The organism is Flagellimonas rhodophyticola (genome assembly GCF_049332665.1).
GTDB lineage: Bacteria > Bacteroidota > Bacteroidia > Flavobacteriales > Flavobacteriaceae > Flagellimonas.
On record NZ_CP186326.1, the window covers coordinates 1,219,949 to 1,239,155 of the forward strand.

A 19,207-nucleotide genomic window follows, 5' to 3' on the forward strand; every position below is an offset into this window, starting at 1 on the left:
CACACACGACATAAATAAGCGATAATGATTTTCAATTCCCTTGAATTTGCCATTTTTTTACCCTTGGTATTTATTCTGTATTGGTATGTGTTCAATAATAATTTGAAGCATCAAAATCTACTGATTCTAGCCTCCAGTTATATATTTTATGGATGGTGGGATTGGAGGTTTCTTTCGTTGATAATATTCAGTACCGTAGCAGATTATTTAATTGGAGTAGCTCTAGTTAAACAGGAAAAACAAAAGACTCGAAAGGCTTTATTATGGACTAGTATTTTAGTGAATTTGGGGTTCTTGGGATTCTTTAAGTATTACAATTTCTTCTTGGACAATTTTGTTGCTGCGTTTACATTTTTTGGAACTGAGCTTAACACCAATTCCCTAAATATCATTTTACCCGTGGGTATTAGCTTTTACACCTTTCAAACGCTTAGTTATACAATCGATGTTTACAAAAAGAAACTAGAGCCGGAACAAGATTTTGTGGCCTTTGCCGCATTCGTTAGCTTTTTTCCACAATTGGTCGCTGGACCTATTGAACGGGCAACGAACCTGTTGCCACAATTTCCGGTTAAAAGAAAATTCAGTTATAGCAAAGCGGCAGATGGTATGCGTCAAATACTCTGGGGACTTTTCAAAAAAGTGGTGATTGCTGATAACTGTGCCGAGTTTGCCAACATGATTTTTAATGGTTCGGATAGTTATTCAGGAAGTACATTGGTGCTGGGAGCGTTGTTTTTTACCTTTCAAATTTATGGTGATTTCTCTGGGTATTCCGATATAGCGATTGGTACAGCTAGATTATTTGGTTTCAACTTGAAGCGCAATTTTGCGTACCCCTATTTTTCAAGAGATATTGCTGAGTTCTGGCGTAGATGGCATATTTCATTGTCAACCTGGTTTCGAGACTATCTGTACATCCCTCTGGGAGGTAGTAGGGGAGGAACTTCCATGAAAATAAGAAACACTTTCATCATATTTATTGTAAGTGGATTTTGGCACGGTGCCAACTGGACATTTATAGTCTGGGGAGCTCTCAATGCTATTTACTTTTTACCTCTTTTACTGACAAACAAGAATAGAAACAACTTGGAAGTTGTAGCCAAAGGAAAGTTATTGCCATCAATAAAAGAGGTTTGGGCTATGTCAACTACTTTTCTTTTGACCGTACTCGCTTGGATTTTCTTTAGAGCCGAAAACTTGACTCACGCACTAAACTATATTTCCGATATATTCTCAAGTTCACTTTTTACCATACCTGATTTTGGTCCGTATTTAGGACTGAAGATTGCCATGATTTTTGTGCTGCTGACCTTCTTCCTGATTATTGAATGGTTGGGCAGAGAAAATGAATATGCCATTGAAGGACTAAAGGTTCGACTGAACAAAAAGGTGTATCGCTGGTCATTTTACTTGATTGTTTGGAGCTTTATTTTCATTTTTTCCGGCAATGAACAAGAGTTTATCTATTTCCAATTCTAAAAAGACATCATGATAAGTAATTTAATCAAACAGGTATTAGGTTTTGCTGCAATTTGGTTTGTACTCATGTACCTTATATGCCTATTTCTCCCATTTCATTATTTCAATGCTGAATACCCGATGTGGAAAAGTAAAATGGAGGTGATGGAAGCAGAAAACGAATTCAGCAACCTAATCATTGGTGATAGCCGGGCAATAGCTGGGGTTAACCCTAATGAGTTGGGTCCTAATTATTATAATTTGGCGCTAGGTGGAGGGACCCCTATGGAAGGTTATTATTCCTTAAAAAGAATGCTTGAAACTGGAAAAAAGGTGGACACTATTATTGTTTCTTATGCTCCTATCCACTTTGAGCAATCCGAAATGTTTTGGGACAGGCAGGTAAAGTATAATTTCTATGACCTGGAAGAGATAGATGAGATTTTTAATCAAATGAACACCAATAATGAAATCTTTTGGGCCTACGATGGGGAAAAGAATTTTGAAGAATCAGAAAAAAGTAACCTGATTCGACGAGCCTATAAAACATATTTTAAATTTCCGACCGAATTGCGAACGGAACTGAGTAAATCCTTTTTGCTTAGGGGTTATACCAATTATGGTGTATACAAGGAAATAAAAAATAGGAGAGGATGTTTTGATTTCGGTAGAGCGCAGTTCTCGAACGATTTAAATGTTGAGGCAAAACGAATAGAGTTTTCACCAAAAACAGTATTGATTACCTCTCTTGAGAAGATGTTTCAATTGGCAAAGAACAATCAAATTGTTGTAATGTATGCTTCATTGCCTATGAACCGAACTTCCTATGATGCATTGAGTGATGAGTATCGTAAGGGCGTAGAACAAATGGATGCAAGGTTAAAAAGAAAACACCCAGAAGTTGAATTTATCAATCCCGCCTTGGTTTATTATGATGATGTGTACTTTGGAGATGCATCACACTTGAACAAAAAAGGAAGGGAACGGTTTACTTTTGAACTAAAACAGTTCGTGACCAAATCACTTTTTGAACCCCAAAACGCTTTGACGGGGTTGGAATTTGCCCAATAGATTACCCTCTTTTCTTCTGAAAAATCAAATGGGAAGATCACTTTGGATCTCCATTGGATTTTATCACCAGGCCTTGGCGATATCGCAATTAAAAGCCCACACCACATAAAGCCCTGCTTTTACAACAATCAATTTATATAAAGTAATACAAATCCTACTTTTAAATAAAAATAAGTACTACAAAAATAGATATCATGAAAATACTGGTAGTAGATGACAAACAATCGTTGAGTGAGCTGGTCGCACAGTTTTTGGGACAATCCCATTCCGTAACAACAATGGAAAATGGACTGGCCGCCATTTCATGGCTTCAGGAAGGTAATTTACCCGATTTGGTAATTACAGATCTTGAAATGCCAGAAATGGATGGTTTTGAACTGATTAAAAGAATCAAGGAATCTGGGGTCTTTTCCGATATCCCTATTATCGTGCTAAGCTGCAGGGACAATAGTTCTGATCGGGTGGAATGCCTTCGGTTGGGCGCAGATGATTACATCGTGAAACCATTCAATCCTGAAGAATTAATGATTCGGGTAGACAAGCTGTTAATTAGACAATAGCATGGAAGTTCTTACAAAGAATAAAACAAGGATACTCTATCTGGGAGCTAACAGCAGATTTGCAGATGAGTTCCAACGTTTTTCCGAGAGTGTTGAAGTCACCGCTTCCCATACTGGGGAAGAAGCCATTCGATGGCTGCATCAAAACTGTGATTTCAAGTCCAAAAAATGGATAAATGCGAATCAGACCGTAAGTGCAATTCTTTGTGAGCGAAGCATCCCTTTAAAAACTCTAAATGAGTTCGAAGAATACGTGGAAGAAGTGTTTGATCCTGCTCGAAAAATACCTTTTGTATTGCTAAGTGAAAAAGTGAGCAAGGAAGACAAGTTAGAAGCATTGGAGCGCGGTTTCGATGACATTTTTATTCATCCAATACGGTTTGAACAAGTTCTTGAGCGAATTAATTTTTTAAAGGAACTCAAATCAAACCTTAGAGAGCAAAAAATCTCTTCAGGTAAAGAAGGTGTAAAAGAATATAGGATAGGGTTTTGGAAAAGAAGCTTTGATATTGCTGTAGCTTCTACTGTATTGCTATTGGCAACTCCATTTTTGCTGCTGGTGATTTTGGCGATTCGATTAGAATCCAAAGGGAAAATGTATTACATCTCAAAGAGGGTGGGTACAGGCTACAAGATTTTCAACTTTTTGAAGCTTCGATCTATGTATCCAGATGCGGATAAACGCCTTAAAGAGTTCCAGCATTTAAATCAATATGTGCATGAAGATGAGGAGGAAGGCGAGACCACTAGTTCTGAACAATTACTGGAAAAAGGAACCACATTAATTGGGGATGATACCGAAGTGGATGAAACAATCCATAATAACAAAAGAAAACAAAGCGCAAAAAGCGCCTTTGTGAAATTCGATAACGACCCTAGAATTACAAAAGTTGGAAAGATAATTAGGAAACTGAGCATTGATGAATTACCGCAATTGATCAATGTATTAAAAGGAGACATGTCCATTGTTGGAAATCGCCCTTTACCGCTTTATGAGGCCGAAATGTTGACCACTGATGAATGGACCGAAAGATTCAATGGGCCGTCAGGCATTACAGGTCTGTGGCAGGTTGAAGCTAGGGGGAGATCATCAAAAATGTCACCTGAGGAACGAAAGCAATTGGATATCAAGTATGTGAAATATGCAAATAGCAAGTATGCATTTTTGATTGATATGTGGATTGTACTCAGAACCTTCAAAGCAGTTTTCCAAAAAGAAAATGTATAAAAATGAGAATGAAATGTATTGCAATAGCACTCTTATTGCTGCTGTGCAATGGGGCCTTAGGTCAAGAAATAGACGAATTTATAGCTGAAAATCTTGAAAGGAATGACATCACCAAGGTGCTGCCTACCCTGGATAGTTTAATAACCTTGGCCCATGAAAAATCTGCCGAGCTCAAATATCGCGATGCAGATCAAAAATATTGGAAGGCAAGACAACGACTGGCTCAGACACGCTGGTTGGACTACTTTTATTTAGAAGCAGTTTATAGCTATGGTGTATTTGATAACCTAACTGCATCACAGCTATCAGGAGCACCCCAAGCGAGTCAAACCCTATTTTCTACAGAACAAGATAGATACACTTTAGGGCCATCTTTAAAAATACCGATTTCAGCTATCCTCAATCGGAAAAACACCATCCGATCAGCAAAAGCAGAAGCAGAAAGATCGGTTTATGAAAAAGAAATAGATAAGGCAAAACTCCGCGAACTGGTAATAGTACGCTACAACGAGTTAGTTAAAGCGCATCGATTGCTCTTTGTTTATGGGTCCATTGTGGATACCTACAAAGTTCAGTCTTTGAGAGCTGAGACAGATTACACAAATGGAATTATATCGGTTCCAGAATATACCAGATTACATCAAATGCTGAATGAAGCAATTGTAGCTCACGAAGCACAAAAATCAGAATTAAGTCTGGCAATTCTCCTTTTGGAAGAAGTAGTTGGGATAAAATTGAACATCTAAAGAATGAAATTTAATCTGCTGTTTTTTGTTAGAATCCTGCTCCGGCATATATGGCTGCTGATATCAGTGCCAATCTTGCTTGGGAGTTTGGTGTTTTTCCTAACTAAAAATCAGCCAAAGGTTTACGATTCCAAAGCGAGGATTTATACCGCTTTTGCTACTGGTTCAACCATAGAATTGGACAATACAAAGTTTGATTACAGCAAAACCAATATAGCCTATGATAACCTTTTGAACCTTATAAAATCGAGGGCTACACTTGAGAAGGTTTCGCTAAAACTTTTTGCTCAACATATCCTTTTGGATAGTGCTGATGTTCGCATTATTTCGAGGAAAAAGTACGCTGAATTGATGGAGATAGTTCCCGAAGACGTAAAAGCTTTAGCAGTTAGGGGTGACCTTGAAAAAACTTACGAGAAACTCTTGGCTTATAAAGATCAAAGCCATGACAACTTTATCAATGAACTGATCAACTTGGAACATCCGGACTACAGTGTTGGCAAAATCCTAGAGAAAATAGGGGTAAGACGTATTTCCATTAGTGATTTTGTAGATATATCATATCAATCCGAGGACCCTGGGATTTGTCAGAATACATTGTTGATCCTAACAGAAACCTTTATCAAAGCCAATGCCGATATCAAGGCAAATCAGTCCGATGCGGTGGTTAGTTATTTCGAAAATCAACTAAATAAAACTACGGGGCAACTCAATGCTGCTGAAAAGGAACTGTTGGATTTTAACAAGGGAAATAAAATCATGAACTACTACGAGCAAACCAAGCAATTGGCTTCGCGTAGAGAGAATTTTGAACTGCGTTATCAAGAAGTACAACAGCGTTATCATGCAGCCAAAGCAGTACTTCCAGAGTTGGAGAAAAAACTGGGAACACATGAGAAAAAACGACTGAAAAGTAAAAGGATTTTGAATCTTCGGGATGAGCTGGCCAAGCTTAACTATACCATTTCGATGAAAAGTCTGGATCTCTCTAGAGATTCAACCATCCAAGCGGAGAATGCCAGAAAAATTGTAGAATCCACAAAGAAAATGAATGTAATCAAGGCAGAGCTTAGGCAAGCCATTGATACCGTTTTTGTTGTAGATCATGATAAAAATGGAGTGGCGTCTTCGAGTATTCTTGGCGATTGGTTGGAGAATACCATAACCTATGAAGGAGCAAAGGCAGAACTTAAAATATTGGACCAAAAACGAATCGAATTTGATGAGCTGTATACCTGGTATGCTCCCTTGGGTGCAACCATGAAAAAACTGGAACGGAAAATCAATATTGAAGAGCAAGAGTATTTAAGTCTTTTGCATAGCTTGGGGTTGGCCAAATTAAGACAGCAAAATGTTGAGTTGCAATCCAACCTGAAAATCACGGAAACACCAATATTTCCAATTAAACCGAACCCCAGTAAGCGAATTTTATTGGTTATCGTTGCTGCGATTTTCGGATTCATTTTGGTTGCAATTACCGTATTGGTACTAGAGTTTTTAGATGGCAATTTGAACACTGCAAAGCGCGCTGAAGAAAAAATAGGCCTGGAAGTATCTTCAATATTTCCTGTCATTTCAAAGAAAAATAAAAAGATTGATTTCGAATATCTGACCAATAAAGCAGTAAATGCCATATCCAAAAACATGATCTTGAACCAATTCAAGAAGAACCAAGAAGGCCCAGTCGTCAACATGGTTTTTTCTACTCAAGAGAATGAAGGGAAATCATTTATCTGTGAACATTTGGTGTCCAAACTATGTGAGTTAGGGTATAAAATATTGCACATTACTTACGATCCCTATGAGGTTGAAATGTCACATCGAAGAGATACCGCTATTTCATATGTTGTCAATGATCAATATGAGATTGAGGTAATTGATGAGCGGTATCAACAAGCAATGACAGAATTTGATATTGAATGTGAAGTACAGCCCATAGATGATAATTATGCGCAGATTGTCTATGAGGTTACTGATAAACTGTACAAAATTTCAACAATCGAAGAATTTGATAGTTCAAGACGAATTTTAGACTTCAAATTTTTCGATTTTGTAATACTTGAGTTACCGAGCATAATCAAGAATCCGTTTCCGGTGAAATTGGCGGCAACCATTGATTTTTCCTTTTTGGTAGCACGTGCAAATCGATCATGGAGTAGTGCCGATGCCAATGCATTAAAAGTATTCACAGAGGCTACCACAGGCCCAGAACCCACAATTATTTTAAATGGGGTAAAAGTGCTTGAAATGGAAACTGTTGTGGGAGACTTGCCAAAACAACGATCACGATTTAGAAAATGGATGAAGAAACTGGTGCAACTCAGATTCTTCGCTAAAAAATCAATCGCATAATGCTGAAAAGAATTAGCAACATAGCAAAGGAGAAAAATATGAGCTCTTTGATCACAAATGTGCTTATAGCTGCTTTGGGATTATTGAGTTTTATGCTATTGACCAGACAGCTTAGTAAGGAGTTATTCGGTGACTGGGTGTTATACGTAACCTTAGCAACTTTTGTGGACCTATTACGATTTGGTTTAACACAAACGTCGGCTGTAAGACTCTTGTCCGGAGCGAAGCCTGAAGATTATAAAAAACTAATGGGCTCTAGCTTTAAGATCAACCTAAAGCTTTTGGGGATTATAACTCTTTTTTGTTGGAGTTTATATGCTCTTATTTCCTATAGCGGAGTCGAATTAAACTATGGGTACCTGCTTTTCCTTACATGGTATCCCATTTTGGCAACGACCAACTTAGGTTGGAACAATGCCATGGCTTTGTTTCAAGCCAAACAAGATTTTATGGGAATGATGTATGTGCGTCTTTCCAATATAGGTCTATTTGTGATTTTTCTGATTTTGAATCAATGGTGGTTGCATCTAGGTATTATTGAAATTCTATGGGTGCATCTTGGAGTGAACGTGGTTTCCAGTGTTTGGTGTTTAATCAAAAAATGGGATGGATGTCTCTACATAAAATATGCAGAAAAGGACACCACCAAGGAACTTATTAATTTCGGGAAGTATTCTATGGGCACCTTGATAGGATCAAGCCTATTAAAAAGTGCAGATACATTCATTATTGGATTGAGTCCAATTTTGGGTTCTGCCGGCATAGCGATGTACGCAATCCCGTTGAAGCTTACAGATCTATTAGGAATTCCGTTGCGTAGCTTCACGATGACGGCTTACCCTCGAATGTCAAAAAAGTGCATTGATGGAGATATGCAAGGTGTCCGGAAAACGTTTTATGCCTATTCCGGTGCAATCACTTTGCTTTTTGTTCCAGTTTCGATTGTGTGTTTCATTTTGGCCGAAGAACTGGTGCTTATTTTAGGTGGAGAGGAATACATCGAAGTATTGCCTCAACTTACATTGATTTTTAGAATCTTCACTTTATACACTCTTTTACTGCCTATTGACAGGTTTACAGGAGTGCTCCTGGATAGTATAAACAGACCTCGATTAAATCTGAATAAGGTCATTATTATGACCTTGGCTAATATTGTGGTTGATTTTGTTGCAGTCTTCGTATTCCAATCATTGGCTTTAGTAGCCGTAGGAACGGTTATTTTCACATTGATAGGAATCTTTTTGGGCTTCTATTATTTACGAAGGGAAATTCAAATTCAATCCAAACGAATATTTCCTGAAGGAGTCCTTTTCTTTAAAAGTCTCAACATCTATTTGGCCCCATGAATCCATTTGAGCGAACATATGGTCAAGACTTGTTAAAGAAACCGCTACCGATTCTTACATTATTTTCATTGGCAATCGCATCCGCTTTGCTTATCGCCTCCAAAGGAATTATTGCTGGGATAGGAATTATTGCTTTTCCCTTGGGTATGCTATATGTAATCAATTTATTCCTTACCCCAAGAATAGGAATCATAACCATAATAGCATTTAGTTTTTTTGTGACGGGAATCTCAAGATACTTGCCGGGGACTTGGGGTTTAATGATAGATGGACTGTTGTTTATGATGTATATGGCACTCTTTTTTAAAGAGTTCCGGATTCGTTTACCTTGGAACAATGCACGTTCGCAATTGACTGTTTTGGCGAGTATTTGGTTTGGTTATGCCATGATGCAGGCAGTAAACCCGGAAGCCGTTAGTATAGAAGCTTGGTTCTATGCCATGCGTGGAATTGCACTCTATCAATGGTTGATTATTCCATTGTGTTTTATCCTATTCAATCGACCAAAGGACATGATGACTTTCTTTATGATTTGGGGAGTAATCAGCCTTTTGGGAACTTTTAAGGGTATAATCCAGATGACCCTTGGGGTAGATTCTTTTGAACAAGCCTGGTTGGATGGCGGAGGCGCAGTTACTCATATTCTTTTTGGGAAACTTCGAATCTTTTCCTTCTATTCCGATGCGGGACAGTTTGGAGCATCACAAGGTCATACCGGAGTGGTTTTTGGAATTTTGACCCTCTTCATGAAAGATAATTTCAAACTTAGGGCATTCTTCGGTTTTGTTGCCATAATGGGATTGTATGGGATGTTGATTTCAGGTACAAGAGGAGCGATTGCAGTACCGGCTATGGGTGGAGTGATGTTCATTATTGTAAGAAAACATATCCCAAGTATTGTTCTTGGAGCAATGGCCGGAATCGCCATATTTGTGTTTTTCAAATACACCACAATTGGCAACACCAATGACCAAATTCGAAGAATGCGTACTGCATTTGATCCCAATGACGCATCCTTACAAGTGCGTTTGGAAAACCAAAGAAAACTTTCCGGTTATCTCGCATCAAGGCCTTTTGGTGGTGGTATAGGTTCTACAGGAAACTGGGGGCAACGATTTACTCCACATACGTTTTTAGCCAATACAGCTACCGATAGTTGGTTTGTGGCTATATGGGCGGATATGGGGATTATCGGTTTATGGCTCCATTTGTTTATCCTGTTTTTTGTTTTGATAACAGGAGCGTACAACTGCATGTTTAAAATACGGGACGATTGGTTAAAAGGACAGGTAACAGCTCTGGTCTGCGGTATGGCCGGAATCATGCTGGCTTCTTATGGCAATGGAGTATTTGGACAGTTTCCTACAGGAATTCTAATGTATGTGGGGATGGTTTTTATCTTCCTTTCACCAAAATGGGATAAGAAGATTCAGCAAGAAAAGGAACAATTAGAACAAGAAGAATTGGCTCTAGCAGCCTAAATATAAAATTATGCTCGAAGAATTTCCCTTGGTATCCATTATCACCATTAACTATAATGAATCGGCAGTTACTCTTGAGATGTTACAGTCCCTAAAAGGATTGACTTACCCAAATGTTGAGGTAATTGTCGTAGACAACGCTTCACCTAATGACAACCCAGATATTATCAAAGAACAATTCCCTGGAGTATGCTTAATAAAAAGCAAGGAGAATTTGGGATTTGCGGGTGGAAATAATCTGGGAGTGAAACAATCCAAGGGAGCATATTTATTGTTCATTAATAACGATACTATTGTTCCAGAAGGATTTATTGAACCTTTGGTTCAAACCTTGCAAGAAGATGAAACTATTGGGATGGTGAGTCCTAAAATAAAATTCCATTGGAACCCTGAACTGATTCAATATGCGGGTTACACCCCGATGAACCATTGGACCATTCGGAATAATAGTATCGGTTACCATCAAAAAGATGATGGACGTTTTGATAAAGAAGGAGAAACTGAATCTATCCATGGAGCAGCAATGATGGTACCACGAAAAGTGGTGGAAAAAGTTGGGATGATGACAGAGATCTACTTTTTGTATTACGAAGAACATGATTGGGCGGAAATGATCAAACGGGCAGGATACAAAATCTATTATCAGCCTAAATCCTATATTTTACACAAGGAGTCCATTTCCACAGGAAAATTTAGTCCCTTAAAAACCTATTACATTTCTCGGAATCGAATACTGTTTGCAAGACGCAATTTTAAACCGTTCCAATTGGGTGTCAGCCTTATTTTCCAATGCTTAATTTCTATACCAAAGAACAGTCTGCAGTTCTTGGTAAAAAATGAACTCCAACACTTTAAGGCATTTTGGAGAGCCATTTCATGGAATATGACACATGGAACTAAAATGGGGTAAGTCAGACCCTTGAATTTCAGCAAAGAAAAGGGCGCTCATGGGCATTAAGAACTCCTTTGCTGTGTGTTTACAACACGAATTCAATACTTTACAACAAATACTTTTCCTTCTTAAAATGTAGGATAATATTTACAAATAGTTTATAAACCTACTTTTATGTCCAAAAGTGTACAAATTACAATTTTGTCCCTATTCATATCCATTTTATATGGATGTGTGAGTGAAAACGATCTTGATCCCCCACCAGAAGTGGAAGGGCCCCTCTCCGTATTCGATGTGCCCTCCGATTTTGATTATTCGACAAGTCGGAGCGTTACGGTCTCATTGAATGTGCCTGAATTTTTAGATAGTGCGGTGTTCACATTATATGGAAAAAAGGGTGAACAAGATAGTCTGGCCTTTGGCAAAGCAAATTTTGATGACAACGGCCATTTTGAGAAGCAGTTTCAGCTAAGCACAGAAACTGATTCCGTTCTTATTTCAACCAACTACCTGGGTTTAACCCCTTTGGTCAGACTCCCAATCGTAAACAACAGCATTAACTTTGATTACAATAGTCTTTATGATCGGAATATTCCTGTTGCAGGTAAGATAAGTGGCATAACATTAAAATCAAAATCCAATAAACCCCCGGGGGATATTGATTTTACTTTCTTGAGCGGGCATGATTCCAATGGCGTTCCGGATGTAATGGAAACACCAGATGTGATTACTCAGGAATTATTGGATGATATCAACGCATCGCTTCCTGAAAATCAAAATGTCAACGACCTTCATCCCGAGTACTTAGATAACAAAGAAACTAATCTTGTGATCACCGAAGAAGCTGATGTTTGGGTCACATTCGTTGCAGAAAGTGCCGTTTGGAGAAATACTTTGGGCTTCTATTCATTTCCTGTTGGTCAGGCACCTGCTTCATCAGATGATATTACGGCACACACCGTCATTTTTCCCAATGCCTCGATGAATGGAGCGGGAGGAGGGTTATTTCCAGGAGATAAAGTTCACCTTGGAAGATTTCCAGCCAACACTGTGGTTTCATGGTTTGTGGTCTCCAATGGATGGAAAGGAAATAAGGTAGGAAAAGGACAACACACCTACTATTCTGAAGAAACTTTTAACACCGATAACAATAATAAATCGCAAATGGTACTGTTGAACGACCCCAATAGAAATCTAGCTGTATTGGGAATCGAGGATGGGCCAAGAAATGGCGACGACGGAGATTTTAACGATTCACTTTTCTATATCACCTCAAACCCGATTGGTGCTGTTCAGGTATTGGATTTTGGAACTCTTGATACTGCTAATGATGCTGATGTAGACGGTGTGGATAATACATTGGATGACTTTCCATTCGATTTTAATCTGGCGTTTAACAATTTTTCTCCATCTGTTAACTCTTCCGGTAAAATGGTTTTTGAAGATTTATGGCCACACATTGGAGATTATGATTTTAACGATTTGGCCATGGATTACAATTTCAATTTAATGGCGAACGCAGATAATATGGTTACCAAAATTCAGGCAACTTTCACCATAGAATCAATTGGAGGACACCTAGAAAATGGATTTGCGTTCACCTTTCCAATAGCACCATCCAATATTTCTGGCATAACTGGACAAGTGTTGAATGCGGATTATATAAATGTTGCGGCAAATGGAACGGAAACAGGTACAGCTGCGGATGAGACTGTTGTTTTTGTGATTGGAAATGTGATTGGAAGAGCGGGAGAAACCATCAATATCGAAATTACGTTTGCCAATCCTATGGATGTTAACTCATTGGGAGATGTGCCCTTCAATTCATTTTTAATTGCTGATGCAACAAGAGCCAAGGAAATACATCTGCCAGATCTTCCACCAACAAGTAAAGCAGGGTTTCTAGCTTCAGGAGATGATTTTAGCAACCCTTCCAACAATAGGTACTATAAAACAAGTATGAATCTTCCTTGGGCATTAAATATCTATGAGGGGTTTGTACCCCCGCCAGAAACCGTGTCCATTAATCAGGAGTATCCCGATTTTGTGAATTGGGCTAACTCTGGTGGTACCCAAAACATTGATTGGTACATAAAATAACAGTAGCAAAGAATAAATAATAAAATCAACCTTAATAGAAATATAAGATTATGAATATAACAGTAGTTGGAACAGGATATGTGGGTTTGGTCACGGGAACTTGTTTCGCAGAAACCGGAATCAATGTCGTCTGTGTGGACATAGATGAGAAAAAAATTGAAAAGCTCCGAAACGGAGAGGTGCCAATTTACGAACCCGGACTCGATGTAATACTAGAACGGAATATTGACAAAGGTAGAATCTCTTTTACCACCAATCTTAAAAAGGGAATCAAGGACAGCGATGCTGTATTTATTGCCGTTGGAACACCTCCCGATGAAGATGGAAGTGCCGATTTAAAATACGTATTGGGTGTTGCTCGAGAAATCGGTCAGCATATGGAAGACTACAAAGTAGTCATCACCAAAAGTACGGTGCCGGTAGGAACTTCATATAAGGTGAAGGCGGCCGTAGAAGAAGAATTGTCAAATAGGAATGTTCGAATTCCCTTTGATGTTGCTTCAAATCCAGAATTCTTGAAAGAAGGAAGTGCAGTAGATGATTTTCTAAAACCTGATCGTATTGTGGTGGGAATTGAGAGCAAGCGCGCTGAAAAAGTGATGCGCAAGTTGTATAAGCCCTTCTTAATGAACGGGCACCCACTTTTGTTTATGGATATTTTCTCTTCCGAGATGACAAAATATGCAGCAAACTCTATGTTGGCCACCAAGATTAGCTTTATGAACGACATTGCAAACCTATGCGAGTTGGTTGGTGCCAATGTCGATTTGGTGAGAAAAGGAATAGGCTCAGATACAAGAATTGGAAACAAATTCATTTACCCAGGAACGGGTTATGGGGGCAGTTGCTTCCCAAAAGATGTACAAGCATTGGTCCGAACGGCAGATGAGTATGGACATTCCTTGGAAGTTTTGAAGGCTGTTGAAAGTGTTAACTATAGACAGAAATCAGTGCTGGTCGAAAAGATAAAAGCACATTTCGGTGAAAACCTAAAAGGCAAGCAGTTTGGTCTTTGGGGATTGTCCTTTAAACCCAAAACCGACGACATGCGTGAAGCGCCCTCACTTGTAATTATTGAACAATTAAAAGCCTTAGGGGCAAACGTCAGGGCATATGATCCGGTTGCCATGGAGGAAACAAAGCGCATTTTAGGAGATAAAATAGAATACGCCAAAGACGAATATGATGCCATAATTGAGGCCGATGCCTTGATTGTTGTCACGGAATGGTCCGAATTCAGAATGCCGAATTTCAGGATTTTGGAAAAACTGATGAACGAGAAACTCGTCTTTGATGGTCGAAACATTTACGACCCGGAGGAAATGGGAGAACTTGGATTTACATACCACAGCATTGGAAGAAATGTGGTGAATAGCTCAGAAAAAGAAACCATAAATATTTAATAGCACAATGAAACGAATATTGGTAACAGGAGGGGCAGGTTTTGTTGGCTCTCATTTATGTGAAAGATTGCTGAAAGAAGGCAATGAAGTGGTCAGTATGGATAACTACTTTACTGGACGGAAAAGTAAAATAGTCCATTTAATGGACAACCCATATTTTGAGATAATTCGTCACGATGTGACTTTGCCTTATTTCTTGGAAGTAGACGAAATCTACAATCTGGCATGTCCGGCTTCACCGGTGCATTACCAGCATAACCCCATTAAGACCATTAAAACTTCTGTTTTAGGTGCTATTAATATGTTGGGATTGGCGAAACGTATTAAGGCGAAGATTCTACAGGCTTCAACAAGCGAGGTCTACGGTGATCCAGAGTTGCATCCGCAACCAGAAGATTATTGGGGTCATGTGAACCCGATTGGGGTTCGATCATGCTACGATGAAGGCAAACGTTGCGCGGAATCTTTGTTTGTGAACTATCACAATTCCAATGACGTGTTGGTCAAGATCATTCGAATATTCAACACCTACGGTCCTAGAATGGAACCCGATGATGGTAGGGTAGTATCCAACTTTATAATGCAGGCATTGCAAGGAAAGGACATCACCATTTTTGGTGATGGAACCCAGACCAGAAGCTTTCAATATGTGAGTGATTTGGTAGATGGAATGATCAAGATGATGGATACCGAAGATGACTTTATTGGTCCGATCAACATTGGAAATCCAGGAGAGTTTACCATGTTGGAACTCGCAGAAAATATCATAGACCTTACAGGGTCCAAATCCAGAATTATTCATTTACCACTTCCAGCAGATGATCCCATGCAGCGTAAGCCAGATATTTCATTGGCACAAGAACGCTTAGAGGGTTGGGAACCCAGTGTGGATTTGAGAACAGGTCTGGGAAAGACCATTGAGTACTTTGATAATTTACTCAAGGAAAAATCTATTAAAGAATTAGTAGAAGGGTAGTTAATTCGAATATATAGCATGGATGTAATCAAAATCTTGATCAATAGTTTGGAAATCCTTTTCATAGGATATTTTGGATTCGCATCCATTTATGTGTTTGTTTTTTCCTTTGCCGGCTTGTTTTCTGCAAAGAAGAGGAGGGAAATTCTTCACAAGCAAAGAAAACTTGCAGTACTTATTCCTGGTTATAAAGAAGACGCAGTCATAATTGATGTTGCCAAACAAGCACTTCAACAGACATATCCTTCTCAACTTTTTGAAGTGGTAATAATAGCCGATTCGTTTCAGCAAGCAACATTGGAAAGCTTAAAAAAATTGCCCTTACGGGTTGTTGAGGTTTCCTTTGAAAAAAGTACCAAGTCGAAAGCCTTGAACCAAGCGATGAAGGTAATAGGTGATGACTATGACATAGCCTTGATTTTGGATGCGGATAATATTATGGAACCAGATTTTGTTGAGAAAATCAACAAAGCTTTCAATCAAGGATACAAAGTGGTGCAGGGTCATCGCATTGCAAAAAACACAAATACTTCATTTGCCATTCTTGATGCGATCAGTGAGGAAATTAACAACCACATTTTCCGTAAGGGGCACAGAATTTTAGGGCTTTCCTCAGCTTTGATTGGATCCGGAATGGCCTTTGACTATTATTTTTTCAAAAGCACTATGGCAAACGTGAACGCCGTAGGTGGTTTTGATAAGGAATTGGAATTAAAACTTCTGAAGAACAGAACTAAAATCGAATATTTGGATGATGCTTTGGTTTTGGATGAAAAGGTTCAAAAATCCGAAGTTTTTGCTAATCAGCGGAAACGATGGTTGTCCGCCCAGTTCGTTTATTTCGGGCGTTATTTTATGCCAGGATTAAGAGAACTCTTCACTAGGGGCAATGTTGATTTTTTCGATAAAGTCTATCAAATGGTGTCCCCTCCAAGAGTGCTTCTACTTGGATTGGTCTCTGTCATAACATTCACATATTTCATCTTGAATTTAATCTGGCCGTCTAGCCTATTGTTAGTGCCTGGTATGTTTTGGTATGTGAGTTTTGGATTGGTCATTTTTGCCTTTGCCTTTGCCGTTCCAAAGAAATTTTACAGCAAAGCCACTTTCAACGCATTGTTGACACTTCCCAAAGCATTTGCAGTGATGTTTTTGTCCTTGTTCAAATTAAAAGGGGCCAATAAAAAGTTTATTCATACCCAGCACGGGACCATTAACAGTCAATAAGAACAAATGAAAATCGGAATAGAGGGACAACGTCTTTTCAGAAAAAAGAAACACGGTATGGACATGGTGGCTTTGGAGTTGATTAAAAACCTTCAAAGAATAGACCAGAAAAATGAATATGTGGTTTTTGTGAAACCGGATTTTGATGACACCTGTATTCCTGCAGCTTCCAATTTCAAGATTGTGGAGTTAAACTCAAGATGGGGATATCCAGGATGGGAACAGATAGCTCTTCCAAGAGCTGCTTATAAAGAAGGTTGCGATGTACTGCACTGTACAAGTAATACGGGACCCATTTTTTCAAAAGTGCCGATAGTTACCACTTTGCATGATATAATTTATCTGGAAAGTATTAGTCTGTTCAAAAAAGAAGGTACCTGGTATCAAAAGCTGGGCAATATGTACCGCAGGTACTTTGTACCTCCAGTTATTCGAAAAAGTAAAAAGGTGATTACCGTCTCCAATTACGAAAAACGCCGAATCAATGACCATTTTGGTTTTAAGGACAACCGATTGACCGCAATTTATAATGGGGTAGGGTCACATTTCAAAAAAGTTACAGATACGGCCCGGTTGCAAAACATCAAAGGGCGCTACAACTTACCTGATAATTTCTTTTTCTTTTTGGGTAATACTGATCCAAAGAAGAATACCAAGGGTGTACTAAAGGCCTTTTCGGACTTCAACAAAATGTATCCAGGGAAATACAAATTGGTCATGCTCGATTATGATGAAGATGAGTTGTTAAAACTTTTGGATACAGTGGGCGGACGACAAATAAGAGAGTTGATTCATTTAACGGGTTATGTGCCCAATACTGATTTACCCGCTATCATAAGTCAGAGTAAGATTTTTCTATATCCTTCACTCCGTGAGAGTTTCGGAATTCCCATTTTGGAAGGAATGGCCTGTGGGGTTCCGGTTATTACCTCAAATACGTCTTCCATGCCTGAAGTAGCCGGGGAAGATACGGCACTAATGGTTGATCCCTCCAAACCGATTGAAATTACCGAAGCCATGCGAAGTTTGATTGAGGATGAAATGCTGGCCAATCTACTTTCTGAAAAAGGAATTGAGCGTGCAAAACATTTTTCATGGGAAACCATGGCAAAAAATGTATTGGAACTATATGAAGACGTCCATCGTGAACTAAAAAACAATTGATATGATAAAAGGTCGAGACATCGTTGTTGTGGGAATACAAGCATGGGATATCGAAATTGGCAGCAATTGCAAGAATATTGCCACGGAGTTTGCTAAACACAATAGAGTACTCTACGTAAACCCGCCATTGGATAGAGCTTCCCTAAAAAGAGAAAAAAACACCGAGAAAATCCAAAAAAGAATCAAGATAAAGAATGGCGAAGAAAAGAACTTGGTTCAAATAAAAGATAATCTCTGGAATCTTTATCCGGAGTCAATGATAGAATCCATCAACTGGATTCCTATTCATTTCCTATTCAAAATATTCAATAGACGAAACTCAAGAATCTTTTCCAATGATATTCAAGACGCCATTGATCATTTGGGATTTAAGGATGTATTGATATTTAATGACAGTTCCATGTTCCTGGGATTACATTTAAAGGAATTTTTGGAGCCAGAGAGCTACACCTATTACATGCGGGATTACCTGATTAAGGTGCCTTATTGGGCAAAACATGGAGCGCGAATAGAACCTCAAGTTATTCAACAGGCAGATGTGGTCGTAAACAATTCAACCCTTTATGCCGAATATGGATTACAGCACAACCCGAACAGTTTTATGGTCGGTCAGGGTTGCGATGTTTCCCTTTTCAATGATGAAAATGGAAGTATTCAGATTCCGAAGGAATTTGATTCCATTCCAAAGCCAATTATTGGCTATGTCGGTTATTTGACGAGTATGCGATTGGATATTGAACTTTTGGAATATATGGCGAATATGCGAAAGGATTGGAGTATAGTATTGGTCGGTCCTGAAGATGATGATTTTGGACAATCCGATTTACATCAAATGGATAATGTTTTCTTTTTGGGAAGCAAGGACTCGTCTGAACTGCCAAATTATGTGAAAGGATTTGATGTTGCTATGAATCCACAGGTAATTAACGATTGGACTATTGGAAACTACCCTCGAAAAATTGACGAATATCTGGCCATGGGGAAACCCACTTTAGCGACCCGTACTAAGGCCATGGAAATGTTCAAAGAACATGTGTATTTAGGAACAAGCAAAGAGGAATACCTTCAACTTGCCAAAAAAGCCCTGGCTGAGAATTCACCAGAACTGCAGCAAAAAAGAATAGCCTTTGCAAAAAGCCATACTTGGGAGAACAATGTGTTGGCCATTTATGATGCCATCAAAAAATCTGCATAAATAAA

15 protein-coding genes are annotated in these 19,207 nt (G+C 38.8%); all 15 read left to right on the plus strand.

Annotated elements, in window-relative coordinates; all coding sequences use genetic code 11:
• The first annotated feature begins 24 nt into the window (after positions 1-24).
• A complete protein-coding gene (locus tag ACOKFG_RS05480) occupies positions 25-1,482 on the plus strand; it encodes an MBOAT family O-acyltransferase (RefSeq protein ID WP_299174876.1) in 1,458 nt (485 codons plus the stop codon).
• A 9-nt stretch (positions 1,483-1,491) separates the two neighbouring features.
• Complete coding sequence (locus ACOKFG_RS05485) at positions 1,492-2,532, plus strand: hypothetical protein (RefSeq protein ID WP_422861993.1); 1,041 nt, start codon at positions 1,492-1,494, stop codon at positions 2,530-2,532.
• A gap of 194 nt (positions 2,533-2,726) precedes the next feature.
• A complete protein-coding gene (locus tag ACOKFG_RS05490) occupies positions 2,727-3,092 on the plus strand; it encodes a response regulator transcription factor (RefSeq protein ID WP_298793910.1) in 366 nt (121 codons plus the stop codon).
• A gap of 1 nt (position 3,093) precedes the next feature.
• A complete protein-coding gene (locus tag ACOKFG_RS05495) occupies positions 3,094-4,320 on the plus strand; it encodes a sugar transferase (RefSeq protein ID WP_422861994.1) in 1,227 nt (408 codons plus the stop codon).
• Positions 4,321-4,322: 2 nt separating this feature from the next.
• Positions 4,323-5,066 (plus strand): TolC family protein, encoded by a 744-nt coding sequence (locus ACOKFG_RS05500; RefSeq protein WP_299174882.1) that lies wholly within the window; start codon positions 4,323-4,325, stop codon positions 5,064-5,066.
• Positions 5,067-5,069: 3 nt separating this feature from the next.
• Complete coding sequence (locus ACOKFG_RS05505; RefSeq protein WP_422861995.1) at positions 5,070-7,418, plus strand: GumC family protein; 2,349 nt, start codon at positions 5,070-5,072, stop codon at positions 7,416-7,418.
• Positions 7,418-8,764 (plus strand): oligosaccharide flippase family protein, encoded by a 1,347-nt coding sequence (locus ACOKFG_RS05510; protein WP_422861996.1) that lies wholly within the window; start codon positions 7,418-7,420, stop codon positions 8,762-8,764. The genes ACOKFG_RS05505 and ACOKFG_RS05510 overlap by 1 nt, the downstream gene beginning before the upstream one ends.
• Entirely contained in the window at positions 8,761-10,245 is a 1,485-nt protein-coding gene (locus ACOKFG_RS05515; protein WP_422861997.1) for an O-antigen ligase family protein, read from the plus strand. The genes ACOKFG_RS05510 and ACOKFG_RS05515 overlap by 4 nt, the downstream gene beginning before the upstream one ends.
• A gap of 10 nt (positions 10,246-10,255) precedes the next feature.
• Entirely contained in the window at positions 10,256-11,155 is a 900-nt protein-coding gene (locus ACOKFG_RS05520) for a glycosyltransferase family 2 protein (RefSeq protein ID WP_422861998.1), read from the plus strand.
• A 156-nt stretch (positions 11,156-11,311) separates the two neighbouring features.
• A complete protein-coding gene (locus ACOKFG_RS05525) occupies positions 11,312-13,237 on the plus strand; it encodes an LruC domain-containing protein (protein ID WP_422861999.1) in 1,926 nt (641 codons plus the stop codon).
• Positions 13,238-13,287: 50 nt separating this feature from the next.
• Complete coding sequence (locus ACOKFG_RS05530) at positions 13,288-14,640, plus strand: UDP-glucose dehydrogenase family protein (protein WP_299174892.1); 1,353 nt, start codon at positions 13,288-13,290, stop codon at positions 14,638-14,640.
• Positions 14,641-14,647: 7 nt separating this feature from the next.
• Positions 14,648-15,616, plus strand: a complete 969-nt coding sequence (locus tag ACOKFG_RS05535) for a UDP-glucuronic acid decarboxylase family protein (protein ID WP_298793919.1) — start codon at positions 14,648-14,650, stop codon at positions 15,614-15,616.
• Positions 15,617-15,634: 18 nt separating this feature from the next.
• Positions 15,635-16,843 carry a glycosyltransferase gene (locus ACOKFG_RS05540; protein WP_422862000.1) on the plus strand — a complete coding sequence of 403 codons (1,209 nt, stop codon included), beginning with the start codon at positions 15,635-15,637 and terminating at the stop codon, positions 16,841-16,843.
• 6 nt (positions 16,844-16,849) lie between these two features.
• The gene (locus ACOKFG_RS05545; RefSeq protein ID WP_299174895.1) at positions 16,850-18,007 is read left to right on the plus strand and encodes a glycosyltransferase family 4 protein; all 1,158 of its coding nucleotides are present in this window, start codon (positions 16,850-16,852) and stop codon (positions 18,005-18,007) included.
• A gap of 1 nt (position 18,008) precedes the next feature.
• Positions 18,009-19,202, plus strand: a complete 1,194-nt coding sequence (locus ACOKFG_RS05550; RefSeq protein ID WP_299174897.1) for a glycosyltransferase — start codon at positions 18,009-18,011, stop codon at positions 19,200-19,202.
• Positions 19,203-19,207: the final 5 nt, after the last annotated feature.

Coding starts and splice junctions, on each gene's coding strand:
- ACOKFG_RS05480 (WP_299174876.1), top strand. CDS start 25: ATGATTTTCAATTCCCTTGAATTTGCCATTTTTTTACCCTTGGTATTT.
- ACOKFG_RS05485 (WP_422861993.1), top strand. CDS start 1,492: ATGATAAGTAATTTAATCAAACAGGTATTAGGTTTTGCTGCAATTTGG.
- ACOKFG_RS05490 (WP_298793910.1), top strand. CDS start 2,727: ATGAAAATACTGGTAGTAGATGACAAACAATCGTTGAGTGAGCTGGTC.
- ACOKFG_RS05495 (WP_422861994.1), top strand. CDS start 3,094: ATGGAAGTTCTTACAAAGAATAAAACAAGGATACTCTATCTGGGAGCT.
- ACOKFG_RS05500 (WP_299174882.1), top strand. CDS start 4,323: ATGAGAATGAAATGTATTGCAATAGCACTCTTATTGCTGCTGTGCAAT.
- ACOKFG_RS05505 (WP_422861995.1), top strand. CDS start 5,070: ATGAAATTTAATCTGCTGTTTTTTGTTAGAATCCTGCTCCGGCATATA.
- ACOKFG_RS05510 (WP_422861996.1), top strand. CDS start 7,418: ATGCTGAAAAGAATTAGCAACATAGCAAAGGAGAAAAATATGAGCTCT.
- ACOKFG_RS05515 (WP_422861997.1), top strand. CDS start 8,761: ATGAATCCATTTGAGCGAACATATGGTCAAGACTTGTTAAAGAAACCG.
- ACOKFG_RS05520 (WP_422861998.1), top strand. CDS start 10,256: ATGCTCGAAGAATTTCCCTTGGTATCCATTATCACCATTAACTATAAT.
- ACOKFG_RS05525 (WP_422861999.1), top strand. CDS start 11,312: ATGTCCAAAAGTGTACAAATTACAATTTTGTCCCTATTCATATCCATT.
- ACOKFG_RS05530 (WP_299174892.1), top strand. CDS start 13,288: ATGAATATAACAGTAGTTGGAACAGGATATGTGGGTTTGGTCACGGGA.
- ACOKFG_RS05535 (WP_298793919.1), top strand. CDS start 14,648: ATGAAACGAATATTGGTAACAGGAGGGGCAGGTTTTGTTGGCTCTCAT.
- ACOKFG_RS05540 (WP_422862000.1), top strand. CDS start 15,635: ATGGATGTAATCAAAATCTTGATCAATAGTTTGGAAATCCTTTTCATA.
- ACOKFG_RS05545 (WP_299174895.1), top strand. CDS start 16,850: ATGAAAATCGGAATAGAGGGACAACGTCTTTTCAGAAAAAAGAAACAC.
- ACOKFG_RS05550 (WP_299174897.1), top strand. CDS start 18,009: ATGATAAAAGGTCGAGACATCGTTGTTGTGGGAATACAAGCATGGGAT.